This window comes from Limnothrix sp. HT2024, from assembly GCF_059138625.1.
Map to the genome: position 1 here is coordinate 3,371,517 of NZ_CM181121.1, position 26,830 is coordinate 3,398,346.

Consider the following 26,830-nt stretch of genomic DNA (forward strand, 5'->3'; position numbering starts at 1 on the left):
ATCACCATGACCACCCCAGGAACCCGATACACTACTAAATAGCGATTAACCAAATAGCAATTCAACGGCGATCTTTCAGATTGCTCCTCAGGCTGCATCTATCCCAACGGCATTCAGCCCGGCTCTATCCGGCCAGGCTCTGCCCCTGTCTCGTCTACTTCCCCTGCTCCCATCCCCCTTTAGCGACTCACAGCACCGGCGGCGCGCTATGTCATTCGAGATTCAACGAGGGCTTTTTGGTCACGATGTGACGGATCACTATGCCATCCTGGGCATTCCGTTGGGGACAGATCCCAAAACCGTGCGCAAGCGGTTTTTACAAATTGCCCCCCGGCTGCATCCCGACACCTGCTCCGCCGCCAATGCTCAGGGCAAGGCCTATGCCCAGCAACTGATGTCGCGGCTGGTGAACCCCGCCTATGCGACCCTCTCCAACGATGCCAAGCGGGCAGATTACGAGGCCGTGTTGCGCACGTTGCATAGCCGCTTGCCCCAACAGGCCAACAAAGTGGCCATCCAAGGGGCCCTGGCCCGCGAGCTAAGTCAGGCCGCCAATGTACAGGGCGCGTATCTCAAGGCGTTACAAACCCTCACCGCCAGCCAATATGACGATTTGGAACAGGTGCTGAACCGGATTGCTGAAATCAGCGAACTGAATTTGGTTTACCTGCTCAAAACCACATCGGGCAGCGCCAGCCCAGCGCGTCCGGCCGCTGCTCCACCCCCACCGCCGCCGGCCCAGCGACCAGCATCCACCCCCAGCAGTGGCGGGGAAACCACGGGGGCCCGAGAAGGGGCCGCCAGCAATACGCAGTTTGTGCTGCGGGCTTTGCACCGGGCGGAGGAATTAACCGCGAAGGGCCAATTTGCGATGGCGATGCAGGAGCTGAAGGATGCGCTGAAGATTGATGGGAACAATGCCGATTGCCACGCTTGGTTGGGCAAGGTGTATTTGGCCCAAAAGCAAGGAACCTTGGCCAAGGTGCATTTGACGCGGGCATTGGCCATTGATCCGCGCAATGCGATCGCCCTGGCCGCCAAGCAGGAACTTGATCGCGCCACGGGCGGCCAAACCACGGGTCAAGCCACGGGCCAAACCGCCAAAACCACCAAACCACAGCCTAAAACGATCGGGGGTGGCAAAGATAAACCCGGCGGTGGGTTGTTTGGGGGCCTGTTTGGCCGTAAGAAGTAGGGGGCCGATGTTCACTGCCCGATCGATTTCGTTTCCCCCCTGACACCATGGCAATTCACCAACCCCCGACCGGCGCGCGCGATCTGTTGCCCCTTGATGTGGCCCAGAAGCATTGGATCGAAACCAAGCTGCAAGACGTGTTTCAGCGCTGGGGCTATCAGTGGATTGTCACATCCACCCTGGAACGGGTCGATGCGTTGGTGGCGGGCGGTTCGGTGCGCCGAGACAAGGTGATCCAAATCTACGACAGCGAAAGTGAGGATCTGGGGCTGCGGCCGGAGCTGACGGCTTCGATCGCCCGGGCCGCCGTCACCCGCATGGCCGGCGTGACTCACCCCCAGCGCCTTTGCTACAGCGCCAATGTGTTTCGCAAGCCCCCCAAGGGCAGTGCCAGCCGCCAGCAGGAATTTTTCCAATCGGGGGTGGAGCTGTTGGGGGTTGGGGGTGTGGCGGCTGATGTGGAGGTGCTGTTGCTGCTGACGGATTGCCTGGAGCGATCGGGCGTGGCCGATTGGCACTTGCTTTTGAGTGAGGCGGGCTTGACCCGATCGCTCTTGGAACCCTTCCCGCAACCCTGGCGCGATCGGGTGCGTTCGGCCATGGCGCGGCTCGATCGCCTGGCCATCGAAGCCATGCCCCTTGACCCCGCCCTGCGCGATCGGGCTTTGATTTTGTTTGATCTGCGCGGCCGCCCCATGGACGTGATTCAACAGGTGGGCCAACTGGACTTAACCCCCGACCAGCAAGCCATGCTCGATCGGCTCAAAACCACCGTTGACCTGCTGCAAGATTACGGTCGAGCCACCGAACAAACCCTGCTGATCGTCCTGGATCTGAGCCTCATTCAAACCTTTGACTACTACACCGGCATTGTCTTTGAAGCGATCAGCAGCGCCGACACCGGCCACGAAATCCTCGGCCAAGGGGGGCGCTACGATCAACTACTGGGCCTATACGACCCCGACGGCAACAGCTATCCCGGCATTGGCTTTTGCTTAAACCTGGAACCCTTGCACCGCGTTCTTTCCAGCGGAGAGCGCCTGCCCAATCAACTGCCCGCCAGTGACTGGTTAGTGGTTCCGGCGGGGCCCCGCGCCCGAGCCGCAGCCTTTGTCTATGCCCGTCGTCTGCGCACGGAAGCCCCCAGCCTGATTCGGGTGGAACTGGACTTGCAACCCACCGTGACTCGGGAGTCGGCCCGCGATCGCGCCCGGGCCCGCCGCATTGGGCGGCTCGCTTGGGTGCAAGAGGACGGCACGATCGAAACGGAAACGATCACCAAACGCAAAGGGCCTGAAGCCCCCTAGCGATCGGGCCCATCGGCAATCAGCGAATCCGCGAGCACCGGATCCGTTTCCAACAAATCCCCCGTGGACGGCAATTGAGCATGGGGAGCCATTTGCAAAAACAGCCGATAGCGATCTAGCTGGGCCGATCGCAGGCTGCGGCGTAACTCATTGTCGTACAACCCTTCAAGCACCACCCGATCTCCCCTGGGGGTGGTTTCCAAGGCCGAGGGCGATGGCTCCGGCCCATCGATCGAAACCAGGTTGTACTGGACATTTTCCGTATAAATCGCAAACGTCACATTGAAAATGTCAAAGAAATAAATGGCCCAGCGACATTTCTCCTCATCAAACTGTTCGTAATATTTCACCAACCGCGCAATACACAAATCCAAGTGTGATCGAGTACTGGGGGCAATCAAAACCAACTTCAGCAGGAAAATGGTCAGCGTTAAGGCACTGCCATTCGACAAAATGAGCAAAAAAAGCCGCGAGGGATTATGCAAGTCCTCCGTCGTCAGAAATTGAATTAAATGGCGACAGGTTTCCGCTTGCAAATCCTCCGTAATCACCTGATCATGGTCTTCCGCTAACAGGCTTGCCAACTTGTCTTGCAACTTTCGGCGAACCACCTTTGTCATGTGATCTTGGGTACTTTCCAAGCTGATGTATTTCAGCAGGCTTTTCTTATAGCCGTGATACCTCAGCCCTTCCGTTTGTTGCAAAAACAAATTGGCCAAACTGGAGTAGCTATATTTTCCCGTTCGCAAAACAATTGACTTCACGATTTTGAGCACCTGATCACCCAAATTGGTTGGATTTTTCAGACGCTCCCGATCGCTCCGGCTTGATTGCGATTTGGCCATATACATCGCCAAATCAAACTTAAAGCGCTCCCGCCACTGTCGCGCATAGACCGCCGCCGCTTCCCGTTGTTCCAAGGGATTGTTGGGATCCACCGATTGAGCCACCAACAGTTGTCCCACATAGCGACTGCTCCAATGCTGCTCCTCGGGTGTAATGGCTGTTTCCGTAATCTGATCGGACTGCCATCGAGTGCGCGTGGCCGTCATTTCCGACTGACTTTGGTCAGAAGCTTGGGAGTGATCCAGTTCGTGACGCGCAATGAACAGTTTCAGCTCGTCATAGTCATTACTACTAATGAAATCCGCAACCCACTTGCGCACCCGATTCAACGACAAGGACGCGCTATCACTATGTTCATGGGAATGCTCAAACATCGCAATCAGGCGATAAATAAAAGCCTCATTCCGACGGCTGGCCCAGTTATTGATCAAAATATAACAGGATCGTTTAAGGGTCGTTTGAAAAGCCTCTTGATTATTTAGAAAAACCAGTTGATATAAAGCATTTAAAGGCTTGCTATCGGTTGTGTCACAGCAGTGAATAAACAAGCAGCAAAATTCGTGCAGCACTTCCTCCGGTGAAAGATTCTGCACCGATCGAATCAGATGTTGAAAAATAATGTCTTGAATTTGCGGAACTGTTAAACGGCTTGGAAGTTCACCCTTGGACGCAGGCGAAGCTCCTAGCCCCGGAGAATCGGACTGGTGGCGGCTGGCAGATCGATCGCTCATGGCAGAAAGAGGAGAGGAGGGCAGGAGAGCGTCCATGGTGGAGTGATGCCAAAAACCCATCGGTTATAGATGCAATGAACCAGAAGCAATACGTTAAATGGGGTTGAATAGGTTGGAAATTGCTCATTCCAAACTGATTACCAACCTGCCGCATTAGCCCGGAACCTTTACTCATTGAGATCGCAGCCATCAGGCCTAGTGATAGCTGCTTGATAGCTGCTTGATGATTACAGTTGAGCAACTTGATCAACATTGATTCAGCAGGGATTCGCATTGGCCAGCGCCAATTCCTGCCGAGTTTTGCCAATTCTGGCTCATCAGTCGCGAAGGTTTGTGATGGCAATCAAGAGGTAAGCACTAGCGAAAGCAAGTTGGTGTAAAAAAAGGCACTTAATAACACTTAAGTATGAACGTATCCCGAGTCTAGCAAATTCAGATTCACTATCGGTAGAGTGTCGTCAGCCCTACCCCCCCAAATACTTCACCATTGGCCACTAACAGTTCAACAATCAAGCTTTGTTGGCTGTCATGGGTTTGGGGAAAATTCCCTAGCTCTACGTGGGGACACGGGAATTTTTGTCAGGCTGAGTTCAAGGGTTTGGATCGCTCAACAAAAACCCCCTGAACCGAACCAGTTCAGGGGGTGATGAATTGACCGGCAATTCAACAGGTCGTTCAACCGTCAATTCAGTTATTAACGGGTGATGCCCGAGAGCACCACAAAGCAAAAGATTACTAGCCCGTGATGCCCGACAGCACCACGAAGCCCAAGACCGCCGCGAACACGATCAGCGCGTAGAACTGGGCGCGACCGTTCTCGAAGTACTTCAGACCTTCGCCGGAAATCAGGGTTACAAAACCGGTCAGGTTCACCGCACCATCGACGATCCGGAAGTCCACTTCCATCACCTGGCGGGCCAGGCGACGGCTGCCTTGGACAAACAGCCGATCGTAGATTTCATCGAAGTACCACTTGTTCAGCGACAGTTGGTAGAAGAAGGGAATCTTTTGGGCGATCGCGGCGGGGTCGATCGACTTCTTGAAATACATCAAGGAAGCCAAGGTAATCCCGATCAGCGCGATGCCCACGGAGTTACCGCCCATCACCAAAAATTCGGTGAGGTTAAAGGCGTGCTCCGCCTGCTCGGCGGCGTGGGGCGACTCCAGGAAATGCTCAAACAGGTTGTTCCAGGGCACACCCAGCAACCCAATCAGCATCGACGGAATGGCCAACACCACCAAGGGCAACACCATCGTGGTGGGCGACTCATGCGGCTCGTGGGCGTGGTGATCGTCGTGGTCGTGGCTCAGTTCCTTGGGATCCATCGCGCCGGGGCCGAAGTTGGGCACGGTTTCCACGGGCACGGGCACAGCGGCCGCCGCCAGCAGTTGCGATTGGATGTCCTTGTCGTTGCCCCGGAATTCGCCTTCAAAGGTGTTGAAGTACATCCGGAACATGTAGAACGCGGTTACACCAGCCGTCACCCAGGCGATCGCCCAGAGGGCCGGGTTGGCCTCAAAGGTCAGACCCAAAATTTCATCCTTCGACCAGAACCCGGCAAAGGGCGGAATCCCGCAAATGGCCAGCGTTCCAATAAAGAACGTGCCCGCCGTGATCGGCATATATTTCCGTAAGCCGCCCATCAAGCGCATATCCTGCGCCAACACGGCGTTGTGGCCCACCACCGCTTCCATCCCGTGGATCACGGAACCGGAACCGAGGAACAGCATCGCCTTGAAGTAGGCGTGGGTCATCAGGTGGAACATGCCGGCACTGGATGCGCCCACGCCCATGGCCATCACCATGTAGCCCAACTGGGACATGGTGGAGTAGGCGAGGCCTTTTTTGATGTCGTTTTGGGTGATGGCGATCGAAGCGCCCAGCAGGGCCGTGAAGCCACCCGTCCAGGCAATGATGTTCATCACGTCGGGCAGCCCTTCAAACACCGGAATCATCCGGGCAATCAGGAACACGCCCGCCGCCACCATCGTTGCCGCGTGGATCAGGGCCGAAATCGGCGTGGGGCCTTCCATTGCGTCCGGCAGCCAGACATGCAAGGGGAATTGGGCAGACTTGGCGACGGGGCCGAGGAATACGAGGATGCAAAACAGGCTAGCCACGCCCGCGCTCAGGGAACCGGAAGAGACCAGCTCTTGCAGGCGATCGCCCATCACGGTGAAGTCAAAGCTGCCAGTACACCAGTAGAGCGCCAACAGCCCCAGCAATAGGCCAAAGTCGCCGACCCGGTTGGTCACGAAGGCCTTTTGGCAGGCTTCAGCAGCGGGTTTGCGCTCGAACCAAAAGCCGATCAGCAAATAGGAGCACATCCCCACCAGTTCCCAGAACACATAGATCTGAACCAGGTTGGGGCTGATCACCAGGCCCAGCATCGATGAGCTGAACAGGCTGAGGTAGGCATAGAACCGCACGTAGCTCGGATCATGGGCCATGTAGCCGTCGGTGTAGATCATCACCAAGAACGCCACGGTGGTGACAATCACCAACATCAGGGCGCTCAGGTGGTCGATCGTGTAGCCCATCGTGATGTGGAAGTCTCCGGCGGCCGCCCATTCAATGCTGCGGGCGAAGGCTTCGTGGCCGTTGAGTTGGCTCCAAAACAGGGCAAAGGCCATGGTCATGGCCCCACCGATCGTGGTGAGGATGACGATCGCGTTAATTTGCCGCAGCTTGTTGGTGAATTGGTTAAAAGAAATCAGACCCAGGCCGACCAGCGCTGCACCAAGCAACGGCAAGACCGGCACGAGCCACGCATACTCGTAAAGCGGTTCCATCGCACAAGCCTGTGTTACAAGACAGGACGTTCAAAAGTTGTTTAGCCGGGCGATCGGGCTGGGGCTGGTGGCGGGGAATGCAGCCAGTGACGGATGCAGCCAACAAACGGCCCCAGAGTAATCGTCACGATCCGGCAAAACCAGTGACTATTGTGGCACGGGTGGCCAAGGGCGATCGGGCAGTTTTGCGTTGGTGTTTGGGATCACGGGGCGATCGGGCAGCCCCCGAGTTAAAAACAAGTTACAAACCTCTTTACATTTCTTAAAAAGGAGTTACAATTGTTTACAACATCCCAAACAAGAGCAATCACCATGACGCAACGCGGCTACACCACGGAAGAACTGGGTCGTCTGAACAACTTTGCTGTTGAACCCAAGGTCTATGTAGACGACGTGCAGCGTGTGGGCTTCACCCAATACGCCGAACAACTGAACGGTCGCCTGGCGATGATTGGCTTCCTGTCTGCCCTGGCTGTGGAATTAGTCACCGGCCATGGCGTTGTGACTTGGCTCACCAACCTGTAATTGACCCGCCACCCGAGACCCACGGATTCTCATTTTTCAAGGAATCCGTTCTCAGAAAGTCTTCTTTTGGTCAATCAACATTAAGTTTCCCTTCGATCTCTAAAGAATCCATCACCTAAGGAATCATCCAGGGCTGCCTAGGCAGTCCTTTTTTATTTTTTACTACTCTATTTTTGTTGCTCTATTTTCGATTTTTGAATTCTTCATTGGATTTATCCCTTTTCCGATCGATTCCTTGCTGGTTACGGCGCTGGTGGCGATTGATTGGGGTTGCCTAACCCAGCGAAATCAGCCCCCTCAAAAGACCAGATTGGCTGGCAGGGGGCCAGCAGCCCCCCAAATGTCGTCGCCAGCAAGAGACTTCTAGATCTTTAGCCTAGAGACCTCAGAGGATGTTTAAAAAGTATTCTTTGGCACGGGCAAGCACCAATAGTCGGGGAGACAAGGGGCTTGAGCATCTTGTCTAAGTCGATCACTGGGGCGTACAGAGTAGCAATTTTGGCTTTTCAGACATCCTCTCAGCCTAGAGACCCAGGCCTAGAAATCTAAAGCCTAGAGATCTAGGCGCGGAATCCTCGTTGGTGCATCACCAAATCCATGAACTCCTGGCGGGTTTTCGGATCTTCCGCAAAAACTCCACGCACTGCGCTGGTCACAGTCCAGGATCCTGGCTTTTGCACCCCACGCATCACCATGCACATGTGGGTTGCTTCCACCACCACGGCCACCCCTTGGGGCATTAGCAACCCTTGAATCGCATCGGCAATTTGGGCCGTCAACCGCTCTTGCACTTGGAGCCGTCGGGCATACATTTCGCAAATCCGAGCGATTTTAGACAGGCCAATCACTCGGCCATCGGGAATGTAGGCCACGTGGGCCCGGCCAATAATCGGCAGGATGTGGTGTTCGCAGGAGCTAAACAGGTCAATATCGCGCACCAAGACCATCTCATTGGCGTTTTCGTGAAAAACAGCACCATTGAGCAGTTCATCGAGGGATTGTCGATAGCCCGAAGTCAGAAACTGCAAGGCTTTGACCACTCGCTTGGGGGTGTCGCGCAGGCCTTCGCGATCGGGATCTTCCCCCAATCCAATTAACAGCGTCCGCACAGCTTGCTCCATCTCGGCCTGGCTGACGGGGGGTTTGGCCGCCGTGGTGATCAGGTTGGGCCGAGGTGACTCGATCGAAAGGGTCATAGGGATTGAGATCGCGGTGAATTGGAGTGGATTGGGAAACGCCCACCCAGCCCGATCGGGTAGGTGAGCGTGCAGGTTGAAGAGATTCAGAGTTTGGGCGGCGCAACCCATTCAGCCCTAGAAACCAGCGTTGGCTCCATGACTGGGGTTGGCATCAGACCAGTTATTTGGAGCAACTGGCTTGAATTTCCCTCTAGAAATTATAATGATAATCATTCTCATGCGATCGCTTTAGCATCAAATCACTGATGCAGATCGATGCAGATCGCTGATGCCGGTTGACGCGCGAGGCTTACCCATCGATCGCGCCAACGCGTGATCGCGCCAACGCGTGATCGCGCCAACGCGTGATCGCGCCATCTGGATCGCACTGGCTTTTGAAAACGGCTTTTGAAAATCGGAGTGTTTTAATGACCGTCACCCCCATTTCGCCAACCACCGATGCGACAGCCAACGCTCCCATGGAACTGGAGCCAGCTACGGCGGGGCAATTAACAGGGCTATCCACAGCGCGATCGGACTCAAACACAGCCACCCACACCACAGACCCGATCGCCCCGGAATCCACGCTGGAACCAACAGCGGAGTTGATCGCGCGGCCACGCCGATTGCGCCGATCGGCCACCCTGCGGCGAATGGTGGCGGAAACGGTGTTGACGGCCCAAGACTTGATCTATCCGGTGTTTGTGATGGAAGGAACGGGGCTGGTGGAGCCAATTCCTTCAATGCCCGGTTGCGATCGGCGATCGCTCGATCGGTTGTTGGAAAAGTTGCAGATGGTGCAAGGGGTGGGCATTGGGGCGATCGCCCTGTTTCCCGTGATTCCGCCCGCCCAAAAGGACGCGATCGGCTCCGAAAGCCACAACCCCAACGGCCTTGTGCCCCGGGCCGTCAAAGCCATCAAAGCCGCCTTTCCCGATCTATTGGTCTTCACCGATGTGGCCCTCGATCCCTACACGACCCACGGCCACGATGGAATTGTGGATGAGGCGGGACGGATTTTGAATGATGAAACCGTAGCGGTCTTGACCCAACAGGCGTTGGCACAAGCTGAAGCAGGGGCGGATTTTGTGGCTCCGTCCGACATGATGGACGGCCGAGTGGGGGCCATTCGCCAAGCCTTGGATGCGGCTGGATTTTGGCAAACGGGCATCCTGGCCTATAGCGCCAAATATGCCTCGGCCTATTACGGCCCCTTTCGAGATGCCCTGGATTCGGCCCCGCAGTTTGGGGATAAGAAAACCTACCAAATGGATCCGGCCAATCGACGGGAAGCCCTCAAGGAGGCGCTGTTGGATTTGGCAGAAGGGGCGGATGTGTTGATGGTGAAACCGGCTTTGGCCTATTTGGACATCATTTGGCAACTGAAGGCCCAAACCCAACTGCCGGTGGCGGCCTACAACGTGTCTGGGGAATACGCCATGGTGAAGGCTGCCGCCGAACAGGGGTGGATTGATGAACGGGCGATCGTGCTGGAAACCCTGTTGGGCATGAAGCGGGCCGGGGCCGATTGGATTTTGACCTATCACGCGGTGGATGCGGCCCGCTGGTTAAGGGAGCGGCCCTAGCGGGTGGCTAGCTCGATCGCCCCCACAACCCGATCGAGCTGCTCCAGGGTCAGACCCGGGAACAGGGGCAACGAGAGAATTTCGTTGGCTAACTGTTCCGTCACCGGGAAGGATCCAACTCCGTAGCCCAAGGATTGCAAGGCCGGTTGCAGATGACAGGGAATGGGGTAGTGAATGCCCGCAAAGATCTGTTGCTGTTGCAGGGCCGCCAGTAGTTGATCGCGATCGAGCCGACAGGTGGGCCGCACCCGCACCACGTAGAGGTGATACACATGGCCCGGCCCCGATTGGTTGGCGATCGGGACAATGCCCCGATCGGCCAGGGCCGCCAACCGTGCATCGTAGGCCGCCGCCAACTGGGCCCGGTCTCGATTCCAGCGGGGCAAGTGGGGCAACTTCACGGACAACACCGCCGCCTGCAAGGTGTCGAGCCGCGAATTCATGCCCAGTTCTTCATGGAAGTATTTGCGCGGTGCGCCGTAATTGCGCAACATCCGCACCTTCGCCGCCACGGCCGAATCGTTGGTAACCACGGCTCCCCCATCCCCGATCGACCCCAAATTTTTGCCCGGATAGAAACTAAAGGCCGCCGCTCGCCCCAAGGAACCGGCCAACCGGCCGCCTCGCTGCGCCAAGTGGGCCTGGGCCGCGTCCTCAAAAATCAAAAGCCCGGTGCGATCGGCCAAGGCCAGCAGGGCCGCAGGATCCACCATTTGCCCATAGAGGTGAACCGGAATCAGGGCCTTGGTTTTGGGGCCGATCGCCCGTTCCGCCGCCGCCAAATCGATCAGCGCCGTGTCCGGATCGCAATCCACCAGCACCGGTTGGGCCCCCGATCGCAACACCCCCAGCACCGTGGCAATGAACGTGTTGGCTGGCACAATTACCTGATCTCCCGGCCCCACACCACAGGCCGTTAGCCCCAGGGCCAACGCATCGGTTCCCGTGCCCACGCCGACACAATGTTCGACTCCACAGGCCGCCGCAAAAGCCGCCTCAAAGGTGGCCAAGGCCTGGCCGAGCACAAAATCGCCCCGATCGAGCGTGCTGGCAATGGCGCGATCGAGTTCGGCCCGCAAGCTCTCGTGCTGAATCGACAAATCCACCAGGGGAATCGGCATTGCCATTGGCGTAATCGGCGCGGCCACCGTGCGGCCATCAGTTCGGTCATCCGTCAGCGAAACATCGGTCATAAGTTAATTGCTCAATCCAAAAAGTAGCGGGAAGATCGTTCAGTCCCTTGACTTGGGGGGCTGCCCGAACATGATGAATCGACAGCGTTGAATTAATAAACTGCCGGTGAGAATGCACCAGGTGTGAATTGCTCCTGTACCATGCGTTCAGTGTCCCTTGCGCTGGTTTCTGGGCATTGCTGGCCCTTGATCTTCAATTTGCCAGCATTTTTAACCCAGTGCAGGAAACACCGTCCGGAACCCCAAAAGCCACATAGGCCCATTGTTCCCATTCCTCTTTTCCACCCATGCTGTTGGGGGTTAATCAACAGAACTTTTGGAGAACGTTGTTCATGGCCCCACTGAGTCAAAATTCAGCCGATTGCCCCAAGCCCAGCCCCTTGCCCGATCGCCCATCCGGTTGGCAGCGGTGGCGGGAAAGCGTGCAAATTATCGGCATTGCCCTGGTGCTGGCCCTGTTGATTCGCACCTTTGTGGCAGAACCGCGCGTCATTCCCTCTGAGTCGATGTACCCCACTTTGGCCGTGGGCGATCGGCTAGTGGTGGAAAAAATTTCCCACTGGTTTCGGCCCCTGCAACGGGGCGACATTGTGGTTTTTGCGCCGCCGCCCCAACTGCAAGCCCTTGGCTACCCCCGCGATCAAGCGTTTATTAAGCGGGTGATTGGGTTTCCGGGCCAAACCATCGCCGTCAAAAACGGCCAGGTTTATGTGGATGACCAACCCCTCACGGAGCCTTACACCCTGGAACCACCCACCTATGAGCTAACGCCCGTCACCGTTCCTGCACAAATGTTGTTTGTCATGGGTGATAACCGCAACAATAGCAATGACTCCCATGTGTGGGGCTTTTTGCCGATCGAGAACGCGATCGGGCGGGCCTGGTGGCGGTTTTGGCCGCTCGATCGGTTCGGTCTCGCCAGCCGCTAGCCCCAACCACTGGCCGGAAGCACGACCCAACCCACCGCTTAAATCCAAGATGACTCCGTGCAAGTTTTCTTGAATTGAAGATGATTTCGCTCAAGTGCAACTTAAATTCAACCGTTTTAATCGTTTTTGATCGTTTTGAATTGTCAATTCAACTGTTGCAGCCGTTTCAATCCTATTGACTCGATTTCTGAAGACTTTTTCCACTCAATAGCCATTTTTCAATAGACTTTTCATCATCCGTTGGCAACCTTTCCAGCCATCCAGGTAGCTTCCTGACCCCGATTGCTCCATGACCGTTGCCGACTCATTTTCCTGGTATTTTGACCCCTCTTCTAGGCCTATCAATCCCCCTATGGATGATTGGGATTTGTCGCCTCCGCCGCCCTCTGAAATGGGGGATCGCGAGGTGCTGTTGGATGGGATGCATCTGGCCGGCCGGCGCATTGCCCTCCTCGTTTGTGGCAGCATTGCCGCCTATCGATCGCCTGATGTGGCCCGGGCCCTGCGTCGCCAAGGAGCGGATGTGGTGGCCTTTGTGTCAAAGGAAGCCCGCCGCTACGTCACGTTGGAGGCCCTGGAATGGAGCACCACAAACCCCGTTGTCACCAAGCTTACGGCGGCGGCCGAACACCTGAGCGATGCTCACCCCTTCGCGGCTTACTTAGTGGCTCCCGCCACCTACGACACGATTAATAAGATGCGGCTGGGGATTGCTGATGGCGTAGTGACGGCGACCCTGGCTTCGGCCATTGGGCGCATGGAGGCAGGCCGCACGGAGGTTTTGGTGGCTCCGACAATGCATGGCACGATGCACAACTCCCTCCTGACGGATTCGTTGCAGGCCCTGCGATCGATTGGGGTACGGATGATTCAACCCCGCCGCGCCTATGGCAAGAACAACTTGCCCGATCTGCAAACCATTGTGGTGAATGTTTGCCGACTGCTGAGCCGATCGCCCCTGCGCGGTGTGCCGATGATCGTGACCGGTGGGCCAACGCCGGTTCCCTTGGATGCCATTCGCCGAATTACCAACTGCTTCACGGGGCAATTGGGGATTGAAATTGCCAAAGAACTTTATCTCCGAGGCTCCCAGGTGCATCTAGTGCATGGGGCAGGAACCACCACGCCACCGGACTGGATCCCCCACACCATTACACCGACCTATCAGGACTACCGCGATCGGGTGTTGTCCCTGTTGCAGGAGCGGGATTATCGGTTTGGGATTTTCTCGGCGGCTGTGGCGGACTATCAACCCGTTCAGATTCACCCGGGCAAAATTCCCAGCGGCGGCCAGTGGAAGACCATCCAACTGCAACCCACGGAAAAGGTGATTGACCTGGTGAGCGAGTTGGCTCCCCAGTTAGGCCTGATCAGCTTCAAATATCAAGAGGGGGTGACTCACGAAGCCCTGATGCAAATTGCCCACGATCGGCTCCAGCGGGGTCACTTGGCCGTGGTGGCCAATCGGGGGAATGAGACGGGGCCCCGGGGGGAACAGGTGGCCTATTTGGTCACGCGGGATCGATCGCCCCTGCGGATGTTAGACAAGCCGGGAATTGCCATGGGCATTGCGGATTGGCTAGAAAGCTTGTTCTAGGTTTTGGCTGGGGGCATGTTGTCAAGTTGCCTGAAACCTTGCCTGAAACCCTGATTCCACCGTTAGCAGATCATGGAGGATAAGGGGCTTAATCCCCTTGTTACGACGATTGGGGCGTGGAAAAGCAACCGTTGTCATCAAATCGCCTGAAACCCTGATTCCACCGTTAGCAGACCATGGAAGACAAGATGCTCAAGCCCCTTGTTACGACGATTGGGGCATGGAAAATCAACCATTGTTGTCTGATCGCAAAGCCGTGGGGCCGGGCGCGGGTTAGCCGATTTGGAGCGATCGGTGCGATGCTATAGGCGCTCGCAATCGCCCCAGGGGACGGCCCCAAAAACATGCAACCTGCGCGCATATCGTTTAAAACCGATTGAGATTGAGATTGCGATCCTGCTGAAATACGGTTGAGAGACTGCTCAAACAAACCTACCCAAACAAGTTTGATGCGGGTAAGTTTTTAGATCACGACTGGATAGCAGCACTGTGCAAACAGTTCCTGCAATTCTTACAGTTTCAGCAGTGCCAGTAATCCAAGTAATTCAAGCGGTTCAGGCAACTAAGTGGGTTCATCGCCAGCGATCGCCCCGGTTGATCAATTCCCCGATCGCCCAGGGCCCGATCGCGTGATGTTGAGGAGTTAGAACACAATGGTTTATGCGGCTGGGGTTAGTGGTTCGGGAAGCATCGGGTTGACGTGGGATGCGGGCACGTTGGCGAGTTGGTTCGATCGCTACCTGGCTCCCCATGGCATCCGCACCAAGGTTTCGGCGCAAATGAGCGGCCAGATTGATGTGTGGGTGGAGTGCCAACAAGAACCGGAGCGCGATCGGTTGGTGCGGTTCATCTGCCACCGACTCCATAGCTTGAATTTGGCGGCGGTGGAAGGGGTGCGGATCATGGCCCGGCGCGTGGGCCAACCGGAATTGCTGTGGCAGCAGTCGGTGCAGTTGGAGCAGCGGCCGGGCCTGAGTTCCACGGCCTATTATCAGCAAGCGTTACCCCGATCGCCCGAGCAGCGGGTGATGCAACGCTTGGCCCATAGCTGGTTGGTGGCGCGGGATGGTTGGTCAGCGCTGGCGACGGCCACGCGCGATCGCTGGAAGTCGCCCGCTGGCATGGATCTGGGCACTATTTCCCAATGGCTACAGCCGGTGGGGCAAAGCTTGGGGGCTGGGCTAACGGTCGATCGGCTCAATGGTCGCTGCTTGGTGGTGGAGGTGCAGTTGCCACCGGAGGCCGCAATGGCAGCAACGGCCGCCGAAGTCACCTCCAGTGATGGGGAAAGTCTGGCGACCTCAAACGCTTCAGGCAGCCCTTCAGACAGCGCTTCAGAATCCCTGAGTCAACCCTATATTGTCCAAACCATTTGCCGACGACTGTGGCAATTCAATGCCTCAGAACAAGGCCAAGTCAGCGGCGTGCGAATTCGGGCCACAGTCACGGGGCAGGCAGATCCCCTCTGGCAACAAACGATTCGGATTGCGGCTCCGGCGGGTCGGCGGGAGTTAGGGCTAGCGGGGCTAACCCAATGGGCTACGGATCCGGCCCTGGAACCCATTTGGCGATCGGTGTTGTTGGGCGGGGCAACGATCGTACCCTTCGTGTTGGCCCTGTGGTTGGCCAGTTCGTCGCCCGATGCCACCCGATCGCGCCCCCAGCAACCCGTGGCCAATCCTCGCAGCGGCAACCCCACGGAACAGGTCTTGCCCCTGCGCACGGCGATCGCCCCCGTGGCCAATCGGGTGCGCCAAGTGCGGCCGCCCGTGGTGCAGGGCGCTTTGGAGCTGCTGCCGGTGGTGAATCACCCACCCGCTAACCCCACGGATCCGGCGGTGACGTTGATGTTTGGGGGGGATGTGACCCTGAGTGATCGGGTGAAGCGACGGTTAGGCGGGGATTGGTCGGCGGCGTTGGCCCAGTTTCCCGAGTCCCGATCGGTCGATGTGGCCATGGTGAATTTGGAAAACCCAATTACGGATGCTGACCGTAAGCGATCGGGCAAGCGGTTCAATTTCCGCGCCGAGCCGGAATCGGTGGCCGCCCTGGAAGCGGGGGGCATTGATCTGGTGACCCTGGCCAACAACCACACAATGGACTATAACCGGCCGGGTCTGTTGGACACCTTGGCAGCCTTGGATCAAAGCGACATCCACGCGATCGGGGCCGGAGAAAACATCACCGAAGCCCGTCGCCCCAAAATTTTGGAGGTGAAGGGTCAACGGATTGCCTACTTTGGCTATTACAACGCCCATTGGCACGCGGCCACGGAAACCAGCGCGGGCACTAACCCACGCGAAAACGAGGCCTTGGCGGCAGATATCCAAGCCGTGCGCGATCAGGTGGATTGGGTGGTGGTGAATTTCCACTGGGGCGAAGAACTAGCACGCTATCCCGCTCCCTATCAACGGTCGATCGCCCGACGGGCTATTGATGCGGGGGCGGATTTGGTGGTGGGTCACCATCCCCATGTGCTGCAAGGCGCTGAGGTTTACAAGGATCGGGCGATTGTCTATTCCTTGGGTAATTTCATTTTTGGTGGCCACTCGCGCAGCACCTACGATACGGCGGTGTTGAGGGTGGCCCTGCGCGATCGCCAAATGAAGGTGGACTTTGTGCCGGTGCGGGTGCAAAACTACCAACCCCGGGTGGCTAAGGGCGATCGGGCGAAGGAGATTTTGCAGGAGCTAACCTACATTTCCCGCCGGTTTGACCAACCCCTGACCCAATCCATGGTGTTGACGGCTCGATCGGCTCCCAATCTGGCTCCCAACTCTGGCTTGGGTGATTCTGCCTCAAGCAATCCCGGTTTTGGTAATCCTGGTTCCAGTGCCCTCCCAATGACGATCGCCCCAACGGCTCCACTCACGGCCACCGGAGATCGCCCCCAACCCCAACTGCCGAGCTTTACCCGATCGGCCGCAACCGCCAACGGGCAATTGCCGATCGTGGTTGCCCCCTTGTCCAGCCCCGCAGCGGCTCTGATGCCCAGCAGCTCGCCCGCCGTGGCCAGTGCCCCGATCGCCCCTCAAAACCCCTCCCAAGTTGAGGCGAACCCCATCAGTCCCTCTGACGGCAGCGCGATCAGCCAGCGAATTCAAGCCAGTGGTCAATCGGCACGTGATCGGCTGGCGCAACTGATGACTGCCGTAGAACTGAGCGAACTGGTGCGCAATGCGGAAGCCCCCACGGATGAAGCGTTGGGGTCTGGCAACCGTTCCGTGGCGGCCGGCGCGGCTGGGGCGGAAAGCCCATCAGCAACACCTAGCCCCATGGGCAGCAACCCGCGCCGATCGATTTCCTTTGAAATTGGCCCAGAGGCAACCAGCCCAGAGCCGGCCACCGGGCGATCGACCACCAGCCCTCAACTGCCCTTTACGGCCCCTACCCAATCGGGAGCCGCGCAGAACAACGGGTTCACGGCCGCACCGTCTTCGATGCCTGCCAACTACAGCAGCCTCAGCTTGCCTGCGTTGGTGAAGTCAGCGGCCGATCGGGCCCAGGCCATCCTGGAGCCATAGCCAGTGATTAGCCCCCATGGCTCCAGGTTCAGGCTTGGGGCGACCGGGGCTGGCATTGAGGGCAAACATGGCTCGATCGGCCCGCAATCCGCAACCGCTCGATCGCCGTGCCACAAACGCGGCAGGGTTGCCCTTTGCGGTTATAGACCCAAGCTTCCCCGCCGTAGTTACCGTTTACCCCTTCCAAGTTCACAAAATCGCTAAAGGTTGTGCCGCCCGCCGCCAAGCTGGCTTCCAGCACTTGCCGAATTTGCCGATGGAGCTTGCCAACTTGTTCCCAGCTCAGGTCTGCGGCCCTTGTTTCTGGCCAAATTCCCGCCAAAAAAAGGGATTCATCGGCGTAGATGTTGCCCAAACCGGCCACTAGATCTTGATCCAGCAGGGTGGCTTTGATGGTTTTGTGGCGTTTTCGCAGCCGCTCCGCAAAATAATCGATCGAAAAAGCCGGGTCAAAGGGTTCCGGCCCCAACTTAGCCAAACCGGTAATCACCTGCTCGATCGGGCGATCGGGTGACACCCACCACAAATGCCCAAAGGTGCGCTGATCCACAAATCGCAATTCTCGCTCGATCGCGTTGGATCGCAATCGCAATTGGATCCGCGTATGCTGATGCACCGGAGTCGCCGGATCCACCCACAAAAACTGGCCCGTCATTCGCAGGTGGGCCCCCAACCAGCCGGCCGGCCGTTGCGCTCGCTGCAACTCGCCCAACAAATACTTGCCCCGTCGTTTCCAACTCACCAGGCAACAGCCCTGCAAGCCCGCTAAAAACGCCTCGGGTTCCGGGGCCGCCACCGCCCGATCGAGCAGCACCTCACCCCCCACAATCAGCCAGCCGGGAGTTGCTGTGGCCAACCCCCGCCGGACGGTTTCTACCTCTGGCAGCTCTGGCACAACATCCCCCGGCCTTGCAAAGAACCAACCCACGAATCAGACCAAGGCCAACGGCCTTGGCTTGCGAAACGCTGCCACCATCCCCAACGGGCGATCGCAGCGATGATTCGCCTATTTTTTCGCAGCAGCCTTCGGTGCTTCCACCACTTCCAGCTCTTCGGGCGCGAAGTTGTTGGTGTTAATGTTCGAGTAATTGACCTTATCAAAACGGACAATTACCGAGTATTTGATGCCGCTTTGGTCGATCGAAGCAACCGTGCCCACATCCCGATACCAGTACGACTCGGGGCGCAGAACCCGCACCTTAGCACCGCGTTGAACCGCCATAGGTTTATCTTCCTTTGGTTTATTTTTCTCTCTTTTGACCCAATCCCCAGGTCTAAGACTCAGGAATTTCGGCCCTAAATTAAACAGTCGAAACTGTTTAATTCGTCCATGGGTTGACGCTACATTGATCGCCCCCAGAAATCTGGAGAAACCCGATCGGCGCGTCGATGTTGAGTCTCGGACTGACTGCCCGTGACAATCGCATCCACATCGGAAGGACAGCCCAGAAGGCCAGTCCCATTCAGGGTGAAGTGGCTGCTCTCTAGGCTACTATCGCCTAGCCAGCGACTAAAGGGGTGAGGTTTTAAGTTTTATTACTCGCTAAACCAAGGACAGCCGATCAGTCCGTCGATCGAGTCATTGGCATAGAACCCTGAAGCGGATCGTTATCATCAATCTCGTTGATTAGTTGTCGCCGATGTTGGGCCAAACACAGTCCCCCGCCCATTCCCGCTTGAAGCCCAGGCGCGATCGATTGGGAACCGTCAAAATCACAGGGTTTGTTTGCTCATCGACCAAGTTGTAAGCCTGGAGGTGTTGCTGAGTGGTGATGTTGCAGTAATACCGGCGGCTGCCCACGGTGTAGAGAAGCTGCCAAATATTACGCCAGTTGCTTTCGCGATAGATGCCATCGGGCCAGGGGCAAATCCCCGTATCCGTCCGGCCCCGATCGAATGTGGAGCGATCGCCCACCACTCGCACCACACCATCGCCCCCAAAAGCCGTCAACTGATCGCGATTCATCACGCGGCACATGCGACCATCACCCGCAACCCAACGGATAGTGGAATCGCTCATTCGCCGATAAAAACCCGGCGGCCAACTTTGCTGGGCGTTGCTCGGTAACGAGTTACCGACCATGACCACCGCTGTAGTGGCCGCCATGCAAGTTGTGGCCAAAACGGCCCGAATCCACGTTGTTCGCGTTAAACCAGCCATGTCCTCACTCCTTTCTGGTTCACTTCTTCCTCGCTCGGATGCGTGGCTCAACCATCGCTGAACCGCTCTTAACCTTAAGCACCCGAGGACTCTCTCCACAGCCTTTAACCATGAAGAGTCGGGAACTGCGGATACCCAAAACCATCAGCAGCCACCAGTCACCCAAACGACAACATCAGGGTTTTAGAAATTTGATAACAGACCGTCAGGCAAATTTGGTTCAGCAAACTTGGTTAAGCAATTTTGGCTGAATAATTCTGGTTGGGCAATTCTGTCCGGGTAATTCTGGCTGAGCAAATCGGGTTCGGGAACTTTGGCTGAGCAAATCGGGTTCGGCAATTGCTTGAACGATTTTGCTGAAGCAATCCCTAACGCATGGCGATCGGTTGGGCACTGTCACCCACATTTTTCGCCACTTCTTGGCCATATTGCTCAAAAATCACCACCGGATCCAGAGTCTTGCTCAGTTCCACCCGCTTCACCAAAACCTGGCCATTGGCAATTCGATCGCCCACATTCACGTAGCGCTCGGAGTTCTCACCGGGAATTTGCACAATGATCTGGAATCGATCGCCCACTTGCACCACACCGGTCACCCGCAAACTGAGGGCATCCGTGGGCGAAGGGGGCGCGGGCGGCTGGCTGGGAACCGTCACAGGCGGCACTTGCGGCCGCGCGGCCACCGGAGAGCGAGCAGGCGTGGGACGACGCACCGCCGGCCGCGGCTTGGGCGGATCAACCAGCGTTGGCGGGGGATAGCCTCGGAAATCGCGGCCTTCCACATCGGTTTCCGGCTCTTGCCAAGTGGGGGATGGAATGGCGATCGGTCGGGGGGATTGGGTCACGCTGGGTCCCACAGGGCTGCCATCCGGCAACTTGGCCAGGGGCTGCACTTGCAGCGGAATCGCAAAGGGATCGCGCCGACTGTTTTTGCTATTTTGCTGAATTTCGGTTTGGGTTTGCTTGGCCCTTGCGTCGATGTTGGTGGGCTGAATAAACCGCTGGATGGTGGGTACGGCCGTCTTGGGGCGACCGGCAACCATGGGCGATTTGAAGTCAGCCTTGGGCACGGTGGCGGCGGGCGCATCCGTACCGCTGGCGGGGGACGCAGTTGGGCTGGCCTCGTCAGTGGTTGCAGTGTCTGTGGGGCCACCACAACTGGTGGCTGCCACCAGCAGGGCTACGGCTGCCCCAAACCGTACCAGGCTGGGCATAGGTGAATTCTCCGATGGTTGAGTCCGCGGGATGGTTGAGTCCAAGGGACTGAGCTGCCCAGCATTGTAACCAATGGCTAGGCGATCGTCTCGTTTTCTGGGCCCTGATCTCCGATTGGCTTCGGGTTTGGCAATGCTGCCTCGGAAGCGACTTCAATCGGGCTGAGAACTGGCCTCTGGAGCTTGAGGAGATCAACTCCTAAGCGATCAGAACGGGGCTATGTGATTACCCAAAGGTTCAACCTGAACCGCTGAGTGGTCAAGGTTTAGTCATCAACGCTGAATCATCAACGCTTAATCATCAATGGTTAATCATTAACTAATCGTCAACGGGTTCCATCATGTCCTTCAAGGACTCGAGACCCTTGCGCACCCGACGGGAAACGGTCACAGCGCTGATTCCCATCCGATCGGCCACTTCTTTTTGGGTCAAGTCATGGAGGAAAACAAATTCCAGAATCTGGCGGGTGCGCTCTTCTAGTTTGACCAAGGCTTGGTTCAAACGCAGGCGGTCTTCTTCGGCCAGTTGGAAGCTGCGATATTTACGATCGGGGAGCGTGTCCCCCAAGGATGACGGTTCCTCTTCGTCGCTGCGTACCGGCGCATCCAGGCTGAGGGGCGATCGATTTTGACGAGCCAGCTCCACATGCTGCCACTCGCTCAGCTCAATCCCGAGGGCCTCCGCAATTTCCCAATCATTGGGCTGACGGCCCAGGGATTCCCGCAAGTTGCGGGTGATGGCGGCCGATTGCTGCTGGAGTTCCAACCAGCGGCGAGGAATCCGAATTGAACTACTGCGATCGCGGAGGTAATGCTGAATTTCGCCCCGAATGTAGGGAAGGGCGAAGGAGCTAAAGGCGTTGCCCTTGCTAGCATCAAACCGCTCGATCGCCCGAATGAGGCCAATGCTGCCAATTTGGAGCAGATCTTCGTAGCTTTCCTGGCATTGGGCAACCCAGTGGGCCGCTTCTTTCTTCACCAGGCCAAAGTTCAGCTCAACCAAGCGATTGCGCAGTTCCGTTGAGGGACAGGCCCGATAGGCATTCAGCAACTCCAAACTGCGGGCGCGCAGATCGTTGGGCGCAATACAAGCAGGACGAGCAGCCATGGTTACTAGCAGGGTAGTGCGTTGACTTTAGGGGGTCTGACACCCTGTTTCCTAGTGTATGGCCATTACTACCCGATCGCTGTGATTCGTAGCACAGCAAAACTGCATTGTGGGTTTCTCGCTACTCTGCCTGGGATCACCGATCCATCAGACTTCGGCCCCAGTCGCTTCAAGCCTCCGCTTCCAAAGACTGGAACACCAACCCCAAACTTTTGAGCTGATTCACCGCCCGTTGGTGTTCTTGTTCCACAGCGGGTAACCATCGCTGCGCGAGGGCCAAGTCTCCCTGTTTGGCGGCAGTTTCAATGTGCTGGCTGGTTTGATAGACCAACAGGGCCCCCATGGTTCCGCTGGTGGACTTGAGGGAATGGGCCGCATCTTTCAGGTGGGCTGTGTTGCCATTGCTCAGGGCCGATCGCACCTTTTCCAACAGCATTGGAGAATCGCGCAAGTAGAGTTCGATCGCCTCATCTAGCACCTCCACCTCCCGCAGGCTGCTCAGGATTTGCTCATCCAAAATGGGTTCCTGATGGGCTGTCCACCCCGGAGGCAACGGCGGCCCGGCTGGTTCCGAGGCCGTTCGGTCACCCGCTCGATCAACGTCCGGCCCGACTCCGTTCCGCTCCCCAGGGCTGGTATGGGTCACCGCCTCGGTCACAACCGCTTCCGAGTCGGCGCTCACAAGGGCCGTCACCAATTGCGGCAAGGCGATCGCCACGGCTCCCGCACCGTTCTCCGCCACCGCAGGCAACACCGAATCGGACAAGGTTGGCGGTTCCGGCGCAGTTTCGCCGGTTCCCCCTTGGACAAACCCCCGAGAGGGACAGCGCCCCAAAGCCTCCGCCAGCTTCTGAATCCGGATCGGCTTGCTGATGTAATCATCCATCCCTGCTCGAATACAAGCCTCCCGATCGCCCTGCATCGCGTTAGCGGTCATGGCAATGATGTAGGGCCCCTGCTCTGTCACCCATTCCTGTCGGATTCGCTCCGTGGCTTCCAGCCCGTCCATCTCCGGCATCTGCATATCCATCAACACCACGTCATAGGGTTGACGGCGCAGAGCCTCCAGCACCTCAATCCCATTACCCGCCACATCAGCCCGATACCCCATGCGCTGCAAAATCTGCAACGCCACCTTTTGGTTCACCGCATGGTCTTCCGCCAACAGAATCCGCAGCGGGTGGAACTCGGCCATGTGGGGATCCACATCGGCCGTGACCGATCGCGCGGCCACCGTTTCCGCCGTGCGCCCGCCCAACACCGTCACGATCGCGTTGTAGAGCTGAGATTGCTTGATGGGTTTGTTCACCACTGTCGCAAAAACCGGCGAGGCACTGCGCTCCTGATAGCCCATTGGAGCCATGGCAATCATCCGCAATGGCGTTGTTTTGGGCAATGCCAAATCCTGCAACCGCTGGGCCAACTGCAAGCCGTCCATCTGCGGCATTTGCAAATCCAGCAGCGCCAAATCAAAGGATTGTCCTTGCATCATCCAGGTGATCGCTTCCTGGGGTGAAGCGGTGCTGTGGGTCACCGTGCCCCAGGCCTCCACCTGCCGCACCAAAATATCCCGATGGGTAGCGTTGTCATCCACAATCAACACCCGCTTCCCTTGCAGATAGGGCTGGACTTCATAGAAATCCACCAGGGACGCATAGGGAGCCGCCGCCGCCACGATCGTGAAGTGAAAAACGGAACCTTTGCCCAGTTCGCTTTCTACCCACATCCGCCCGCCCATCATTTCCGAGAGCCGCTTGCTGATCGCTAGCCCCAGCCCTGTGCCGCCGTATTGGCGAGTGGTGGAAGAATCCACCTGGCTGAAGGATTTGAACAGGCGGTTCATGCGATCGCTCGGAATGCCAATGCCCGTATCCCGCACCGCAAAGTGAATGTCGTACAGCGGTGCGTTGTAGTCGTGGGAACGGGTTGGGGGAAGGGTGCTGTCGCTTTGCAGCAAGGCATTTGATTCGTCGCTGGTGGTGTGGGGCTTGGCCTCGACCTGAATCACCACTTCCCCACGGGCCGTGAACTTGACCGCATTGCCCACCAAGTTCACAAAAATTTGGCGCAGGCGGGTAATGTCCCCCACGATTAGGTTAGGGACGGCTGATCCCATCCAGTAGGCTAAATCCAAGCCCTTGTCGCTGGCCTTGGCGGCTAATAAATCCAGGGACTCTTCAATACAACTGCGCAAATCGAAGGGCTGCGATTCCAAATCCAGCTTGCCGGATTCGATCTTGGAGAAGTCCAGGATGTCGTTAATGATCGCCAGCAGGGCATCGCCGCTACTGCGAACGGTTTCCACAAAGTCCCGCTGCTGACTGGTTAGTTCCGTGTCCAACAGCAACCCGGTCATGCCGATGACGGCGTTCATGGGGGTGCGGATTTCGTGGCTCATGGTGGCCAAAAATTCGCTCTTGGCCCGGGTGGCCTCTAAGGCTTGGTCGCGGGCCCGGGCCAGATCGTCGGCGGCCTGTTTGCGTTCCAGTTCGCCGCCGATCCATTGCCCCATCAGCTCCAACAGACCAATATCAACGGCTTTGAAGGGCTGGTTGCGGGTTTGATTGCTCCAAAAACAGAGGGTGCCGTAGCCCCGACGGCCGACGGTGATTGGCGTGCCGAGGTAGGCTTCGATTTCCAGGGCCGCATCGACGGCGGTGGGGCCAAGCTGGGCCAGGGATTTGGACTCGAAATACAGTGGCTCTTCGCGGGCAACGGCAATCTGAAAGATGGTGTTGCGCAGGGGGAACCGATCGCCCGCTTGCCAGTCCCAGGTGCTGGGCATTTGGGCGCGATCGCCCGTGTGAAAGATGCCCACCACGCGACATTGCAGATCGCCCACGGCGGCCATGCCACCGTTGTAGTCCGCAGGGTCTGGATCCGGGAGGGTGGCAAATCGATCGTCAATTTCCACCAGCAGCCCCAGTTCCAAGCCAAATTGCTCGCAACCCATTTGCAGCAACCGTTGCAATCGATCGTCAAAGGTCAGTTGGCGAGCGGCAGCAATTTGATAGAGGCGACGAATGGAACTTTCGCTGTCGCGCAGATCTTGCTCCACCTGTTTGCGGGGGGTGATGTCCCGCGAAACGGACAACGTGCCCTGAAATTCGCCGCTGTGGGAGTCGTAGATGGCGCGGCTGGTGGTTTCAAACCAGATGTAGAACCCATCGTGGCGACGAATTCGATATTGGGTGGTGTAGGTGGCTTTGCGATCGCGGGCGTGCTGGTCTTCTTCGATGAGGCGAGCGCGATCGGCCGGATGGATAAAGTCCCAACGTTGTTGCCCCACCATTTCTTCCGGGTGATAGCCCAACAGGGCCATGCAGGCGGGGGAGGCATAGATATAAACATTGTCGGCCGTTTGCCGGGAGATCAAGTCGGTGGAGTTCTCCGCCATGATCCGGTAGCGCTCTTCGACACTCGATCGCTCCCGTTGGAATCGATCGAGCGCCTCCAGCATCTCATCGATATTGTTGGATAGAAGACCCAGCTCGTCACTGCCAGGCATTTCTAAGCGAGTGGCCAGGTTGCCGCTCTGGCCAATGGTGGCCACCGCAGTGCTGAGGCGAGTTAACCGGGCAAGCACCAATTTCTCGATCGACAGCAGGGCCACGCCCCCAAAGAGCACCCCACAAAACACCGTGGCGGCTCCCAGATAGCGGATCGCCCGTTGGCTGCGGTGATAAATTTCCCGAGGCAGGGTCACTTCCAAAATCAGGGCCGGTTCCCCTTCCAGGTTCCGCAGCAGAATTTCCGCCCGCAGCAGATCCAGGGATTCCAGGGCCGTGATGGAGATTGGGCTGCGGGCCAAACCGGGCCGGCTCACCTCCAGGGTCATGGGCTGGCCGAGGGTTCCAGAGTCCGCAGCCTGAAATTGCTCTAGGCTGACCGCCGGCCGCAGAGAAAGCTGTAATTCTACCCCCTCCGCCAGGCGATCGATTTCCACTTGATCCAACCAGCGGCCCACCACCAACGCGCCGCGAATGGGGCCGGCTCCTTGGCTGGTGACGATCGGGCGGGCCGCCACCATCAACACCCCTTCCGGCAGGGACACCAACCCCGAAATTACGCGATCGGGCTGATCCTGTTGTAAAAGCGTCGTTTGGCCCGGCCCAGCCAAATAGTTCAACAGGGATCGATCGGCCGGTTGCAACCGCCCCCGCGTCGCATCAAATCCTTGGCTGTAAAGCACTTGCTTCTGGCGATTCACAATCGCGATCGCATTCAGCCGCAAAGCCGTAAACGTGCGATCGATCAGATTGGATTGGATATAGGCAGGGTTGCGCGTTTCGATGAATTCATAGGTATCGTCCCACTCTGCATATTCCTGAGCCGCCACCGCCAGACTGTCAAAATCCGCCGAGAGGGCATCCATGGCCCGTTGAGCATCTTGGCGCGCATATTGCACCTCCAGGGCCCGAAAGTCCCCAGAGACCAACACCGACAGCGCAATGCAGAGCGTCACGATCGACACCACCGCCGCCATCCCCACAATCGCCAAGGTTTTTCGGCGTAAGTTCACGCGATCACCCTCCTGGCCCCCTGATAGTTCCACCACATCAGCCCTTGGCCAATAGATTCGGGCCAACATCGCTGACCTGACCTGACCCATGGTTGACCACAGGGTTGATCGATCCACTGCCCCCGATCGGCTGGAGACCCCTGGGTCTCGGCCGGTGGTTTCGGTCGAACCTGACTTGGAAGCTGCCATGGCGACTGCACAACGATTTGCAACAGCAACGGCAAATGCACCTGAATAAATTCGCGATCGATCAATTGGAGACTTAATTGGCGACCAATCAATTCGCGACAATGGTTCGGAGCGCACTCCCACGCCCAACTTAACCCTAGTGTCATTCCGTAGGGTTCTAACTCAAGCATAGGAGGGGTGAAACCCCTAGCTTCAAATTGCCCTAGTCGCGAGCAATTACTAACCATTCACT

Annotated in this window: 18 protein-coding genes; 8 read left to right on the forward strand and 10 right to left on the reverse strand. The window is 57.4% G+C overall.

Annotated elements, in window-relative coordinates:
* Positions 1-208: 208 nt before the first annotated feature.
* Together AC2IAX_RS13695 and AC2IAX_RS13700 are read left to right on the forward strand one after the other, a co-directional pair.
* Positions 209-1,195 (forward strand): J domain-containing protein, encoded by a 987-nt coding sequence (locus AC2IAX_RS13695; RefSeq protein WP_494387976.1) that lies wholly within the window; start codon positions 209-211, stop codon positions 1,193-1,195.
* Positions 1,196-1,242: 47 nt separating this feature from the next.
* Positions 1,243-2,502, forward strand: coding sequence for an ATP phosphoribosyltransferase regulatory subunit (locus tag AC2IAX_RS13700; protein WP_494387977.1), 1,260 nt, complete (start codon positions 1,243-1,245; stop codon positions 2,500-2,502).
* On the opposite strand, the gene AC2IAX_RS13705 is transcribed toward AC2IAX_RS13700, so the two are convergent.
* Positions 2,499-4,115, reverse strand: a complete 1,617-nt coding sequence (locus AC2IAX_RS13705; protein WP_494387978.1) for a Sll1247 family protein — start codon at positions 4,113-4,115, stop codon at positions 2,499-2,501. The two genes, AC2IAX_RS13700 and AC2IAX_RS13705, sit on opposite strands and share 4 nt — an antisense overlap.
* Positions 4,116-4,814: 699 nt before the next feature.
* Complete coding sequence (locus tag AC2IAX_RS13710) at positions 4,815-6,872, reverse strand: NAD(P)H-quinone oxidoreductase subunit 5 (protein WP_494387979.1); 2,058 nt, start codon at positions 6,870-6,872, stop codon at positions 4,815-4,817.
* A gap of 11 nt (positions 6,873-6,883) precedes the next feature.
* Here AC2IAX_RS13710 and AC2IAX_RS13715 point away from each other — a divergent pair, with 11 nt between their 5' ends.
* Both AC2IAX_RS13715 and AC2IAX_RS13720 read left to right on the forward strand, forming a co-directional pair.
* Positions 6,884-7,138: a hypothetical protein gene (locus AC2IAX_RS13715; protein ID WP_494387980.1), complete on the forward strand. Its 255-nt coding sequence runs from the start codon at positions 6,884-6,886 to the stop codon at positions 7,136-7,138.
* 46 nt (positions 7,139-7,184) lie between these two features.
* Positions 7,185-7,397 carry a chlorophyll a/b-binding protein gene (locus tag AC2IAX_RS13720; protein WP_099535357.1) on the forward strand — a complete coding sequence of 71 codons (213 nt, stop codon included), beginning with the start codon at positions 7,185-7,187 and terminating at the stop codon, positions 7,395-7,397.
* 560 nt (positions 7,398-7,957) lie between these two features.
* Here AC2IAX_RS13720 and folE read toward each other — a convergent pair.
* Positions 7,958-8,593 (reverse strand): GTP cyclohydrolase I FolE, encoded by a 636-nt coding sequence (folE, locus tag AC2IAX_RS13725; RefSeq protein ID WP_190354324.1) that lies wholly within the window; start codon positions 8,591-8,593, stop codon positions 7,958-7,960.
* A 410-nt stretch (positions 8,594-9,003) separates the two neighbouring features.
* Here folE and hemB point away from each other — a divergent pair, with 410 nt between their 5' ends.
* Complete coding sequence (gene hemB / locus AC2IAX_RS13730; protein ID WP_494387981.1) at positions 9,004-10,161, forward strand: porphobilinogen synthase; 1,158 nt, start codon at positions 9,004-9,006, stop codon at positions 10,159-10,161.
* Here hemB and AC2IAX_RS13735 read toward each other — a convergent pair.
* Positions 10,158-11,297: a DegT/DnrJ/EryC1/StrS family aminotransferase gene (locus AC2IAX_RS13735; protein ID WP_494390392.1), complete on the reverse strand. Its 1,140-nt coding sequence runs from the start codon at positions 11,295-11,297 to the stop codon at positions 10,158-10,160. The genes hemB and AC2IAX_RS13735 overlap by 4 nt on opposite strands.
* Before the next feature lie 389 nt (positions 11,298-11,686).
* Between AC2IAX_RS13735 and lepB the strand changes: the two genes are divergently transcribed.
* From lepB to AC2IAX_RS13750, 3 genes are all read left to right on the forward strand, one after another.
* Positions 11,687-12,283, forward strand: coding sequence for a signal peptidase I (gene lepB, locus AC2IAX_RS13740; RefSeq protein WP_494387982.1), 597 nt, complete (start codon positions 11,687-11,689; stop codon positions 12,281-12,283).
* 352 nt (positions 12,284-12,635) lie between these two features.
* Positions 12,636-13,880: a phosphopantothenoylcysteine decarboxylase domain-containing protein gene (locus AC2IAX_RS13745; protein ID WP_494387983.1), complete on the forward strand. Its 1,245-nt coding sequence runs from the start codon at positions 12,636-12,638 to the stop codon at positions 13,878-13,880.
* Between the two features lie 653 nt (positions 13,881-14,533).
* The gene (locus AC2IAX_RS13750) at positions 14,534-17,404 is read left to right on the forward strand and encodes a CapA family protein (RefSeq protein ID WP_494387984.1); all 2,871 of its coding nucleotides are present in this window, start codon (positions 14,534-14,536) and stop codon (positions 17,402-17,404) included.
* Between the two features lie 28 nt (positions 17,405-17,432).
* Here AC2IAX_RS13750 and AC2IAX_RS13755 read toward each other — a convergent pair whose 3' ends face one another.
* The 6 genes from AC2IAX_RS13755 to AC2IAX_RS13780 all read right to left on the reverse strand — a co-directional run bounded on the left by AC2IAX_RS13755 (position 17,433) and on the right by AC2IAX_RS13780 (position 26,598).
* Entirely contained in the window at positions 17,433-18,299 is an 867-nt protein-coding gene (locus tag AC2IAX_RS13755; RefSeq protein WP_494390393.1) for a DNA-formamidopyrimidine glycosylase, read from the reverse strand.
* Between the two features lie 111 nt (positions 18,300-18,410).
* On the reverse strand, positions 18,411-18,626 hold the full coding sequence (locus AC2IAX_RS13760) for a photosystem I reaction center subunit IV (RefSeq protein WP_099535372.1): 216 nt from the start codon (positions 18,624-18,626) through the stop codon (positions 18,411-18,413).
* A gap of 405 nt (positions 18,627-19,031) precedes the next feature.
* Positions 19,032-19,565: a hypothetical protein gene (locus AC2IAX_RS13765; protein ID WP_494387985.1), complete on the reverse strand. Its 534-nt coding sequence runs from the start codon at positions 19,563-19,565 to the stop codon at positions 19,032-19,034.
* Between the two features lie 368 nt (positions 19,566-19,933).
* The gene (locus AC2IAX_RS13770; protein WP_494387986.1) at positions 19,934-20,779 is read right to left on the reverse strand and encodes a hypothetical protein; all 846 of its coding nucleotides are present in this window, start codon (positions 20,777-20,779) and stop codon (positions 19,934-19,936) included.
* Between the two features lie 319 nt (positions 20,780-21,098).
* On the reverse strand, positions 21,099-21,887 hold the full coding sequence (locus AC2IAX_RS13775) for an RNA polymerase sigma factor SigF (RefSeq protein WP_494387987.1): 789 nt from the start codon (positions 21,885-21,887) through the stop codon (positions 21,099-21,101).
* A gap of 169 nt (positions 21,888-22,056) precedes the next feature.
* Entirely contained in the window at positions 22,057-26,598 is a 4,542-nt protein-coding gene (locus tag AC2IAX_RS13780; protein WP_494387988.1) for a response regulator, read from the reverse strand.
* Positions 26,599-26,830: the final 232 nt, after the last annotated feature.

What these genes read in the sequence shown, in the direction of transcription:
- AC2IAX_RS13710 (WP_494387979.1), bottom strand. Translation starts at nt 6,872, where the DNA reads ATGGAACCGCTTTACGAGTATGCGTGGCTCGTGCCGGTCTTGCCGTTG.
- AC2IAX_RS13765 (WP_494387985.1), bottom strand. Translation starts at nt 19,565, where the DNA reads ATGGCTGGTTTAACGCGAACAACGTGGATTCGGGCCGTTTTGGCCACA.
- AC2IAX_RS13695 (WP_494387976.1), top strand. Translation starts at nt 209, where the DNA reads ATGTCATTCGAGATTCAACGAGGGCTTTTTGGTCACGATGTGACGGAT.
- hemB (WP_494387981.1), top strand. Translation starts at nt 9,004, where the DNA reads ATGACCGTCACCCCCATTTCGCCAACCACCGATGCGACAGCCAACGCT.
- AC2IAX_RS13750 (WP_494387984.1), top strand. Translation starts at nt 14,534, where the DNA reads ATGGTTTATGCGGCTGGGGTTAGTGGTTCGGGAAGCATCGGGTTGACG.
- lepB (WP_494387982.1), top strand. Translation starts at nt 11,687, where the DNA reads ATGGCCCCACTGAGTCAAAATTCAGCCGATTGCCCCAAGCCCAGCCCC.
- AC2IAX_RS13700 (WP_494387977.1), top strand. Translation starts at nt 1,243, where the DNA reads ATGGCAATTCACCAACCCCCGACCGGCGCGCGCGATCTGTTGCCCCTT.
- AC2IAX_RS13780 (WP_494387988.1), bottom strand. Translation starts at nt 26,598, where the DNA reads ATGGCAGCTTCCAAGTCAGGTTCGACCGAAACCACCGGCCGAGACCCA.
- AC2IAX_RS13705 (WP_494387978.1), bottom strand. Translation starts at nt 4,115, where the DNA reads ATGGACGCTCTCCTGCCCTCCTCTCCTCTTTCTGCCATGAGCGATCGA.
- AC2IAX_RS13775 (WP_494387987.1), bottom strand. Translation starts at nt 21,887, where the DNA reads ATGGCTGCTCGTCCTGCTTGTATTGCGCCCAACGATCTGCGCGCCCGC.
- AC2IAX_RS13720 (WP_099535357.1), top strand. Translation starts at nt 7,185, where the DNA reads ATGACGCAACGCGGCTACACCACGGAAGAACTGGGTCGTCTGAACAAC.
- folE (WP_190354324.1), bottom strand. Translation starts at nt 8,593, where the DNA reads ATGACCCTTTCGATCGAGTCACCTCGGCCCAACCTGATCACCACGGCG.
- AC2IAX_RS13745 (WP_494387983.1), top strand. Translation starts at nt 12,636, where the DNA reads ATGGATGATTGGGATTTGTCGCCTCCGCCGCCCTCTGAAATGGGGGAT.
- AC2IAX_RS13760 (WP_099535372.1), bottom strand. Translation starts at nt 18,626, where the DNA reads ATGGCGGTTCAACGCGGTGCTAAGGTGCGGGTTCTGCGCCCCGAGTCG.
- AC2IAX_RS13770 (WP_494387986.1), bottom strand. Translation starts at nt 20,779, where the DNA reads ATGCCCAGCCTGGTACGGTTTGGGGCAGCCGTAGCCCTGCTGGTGGCA.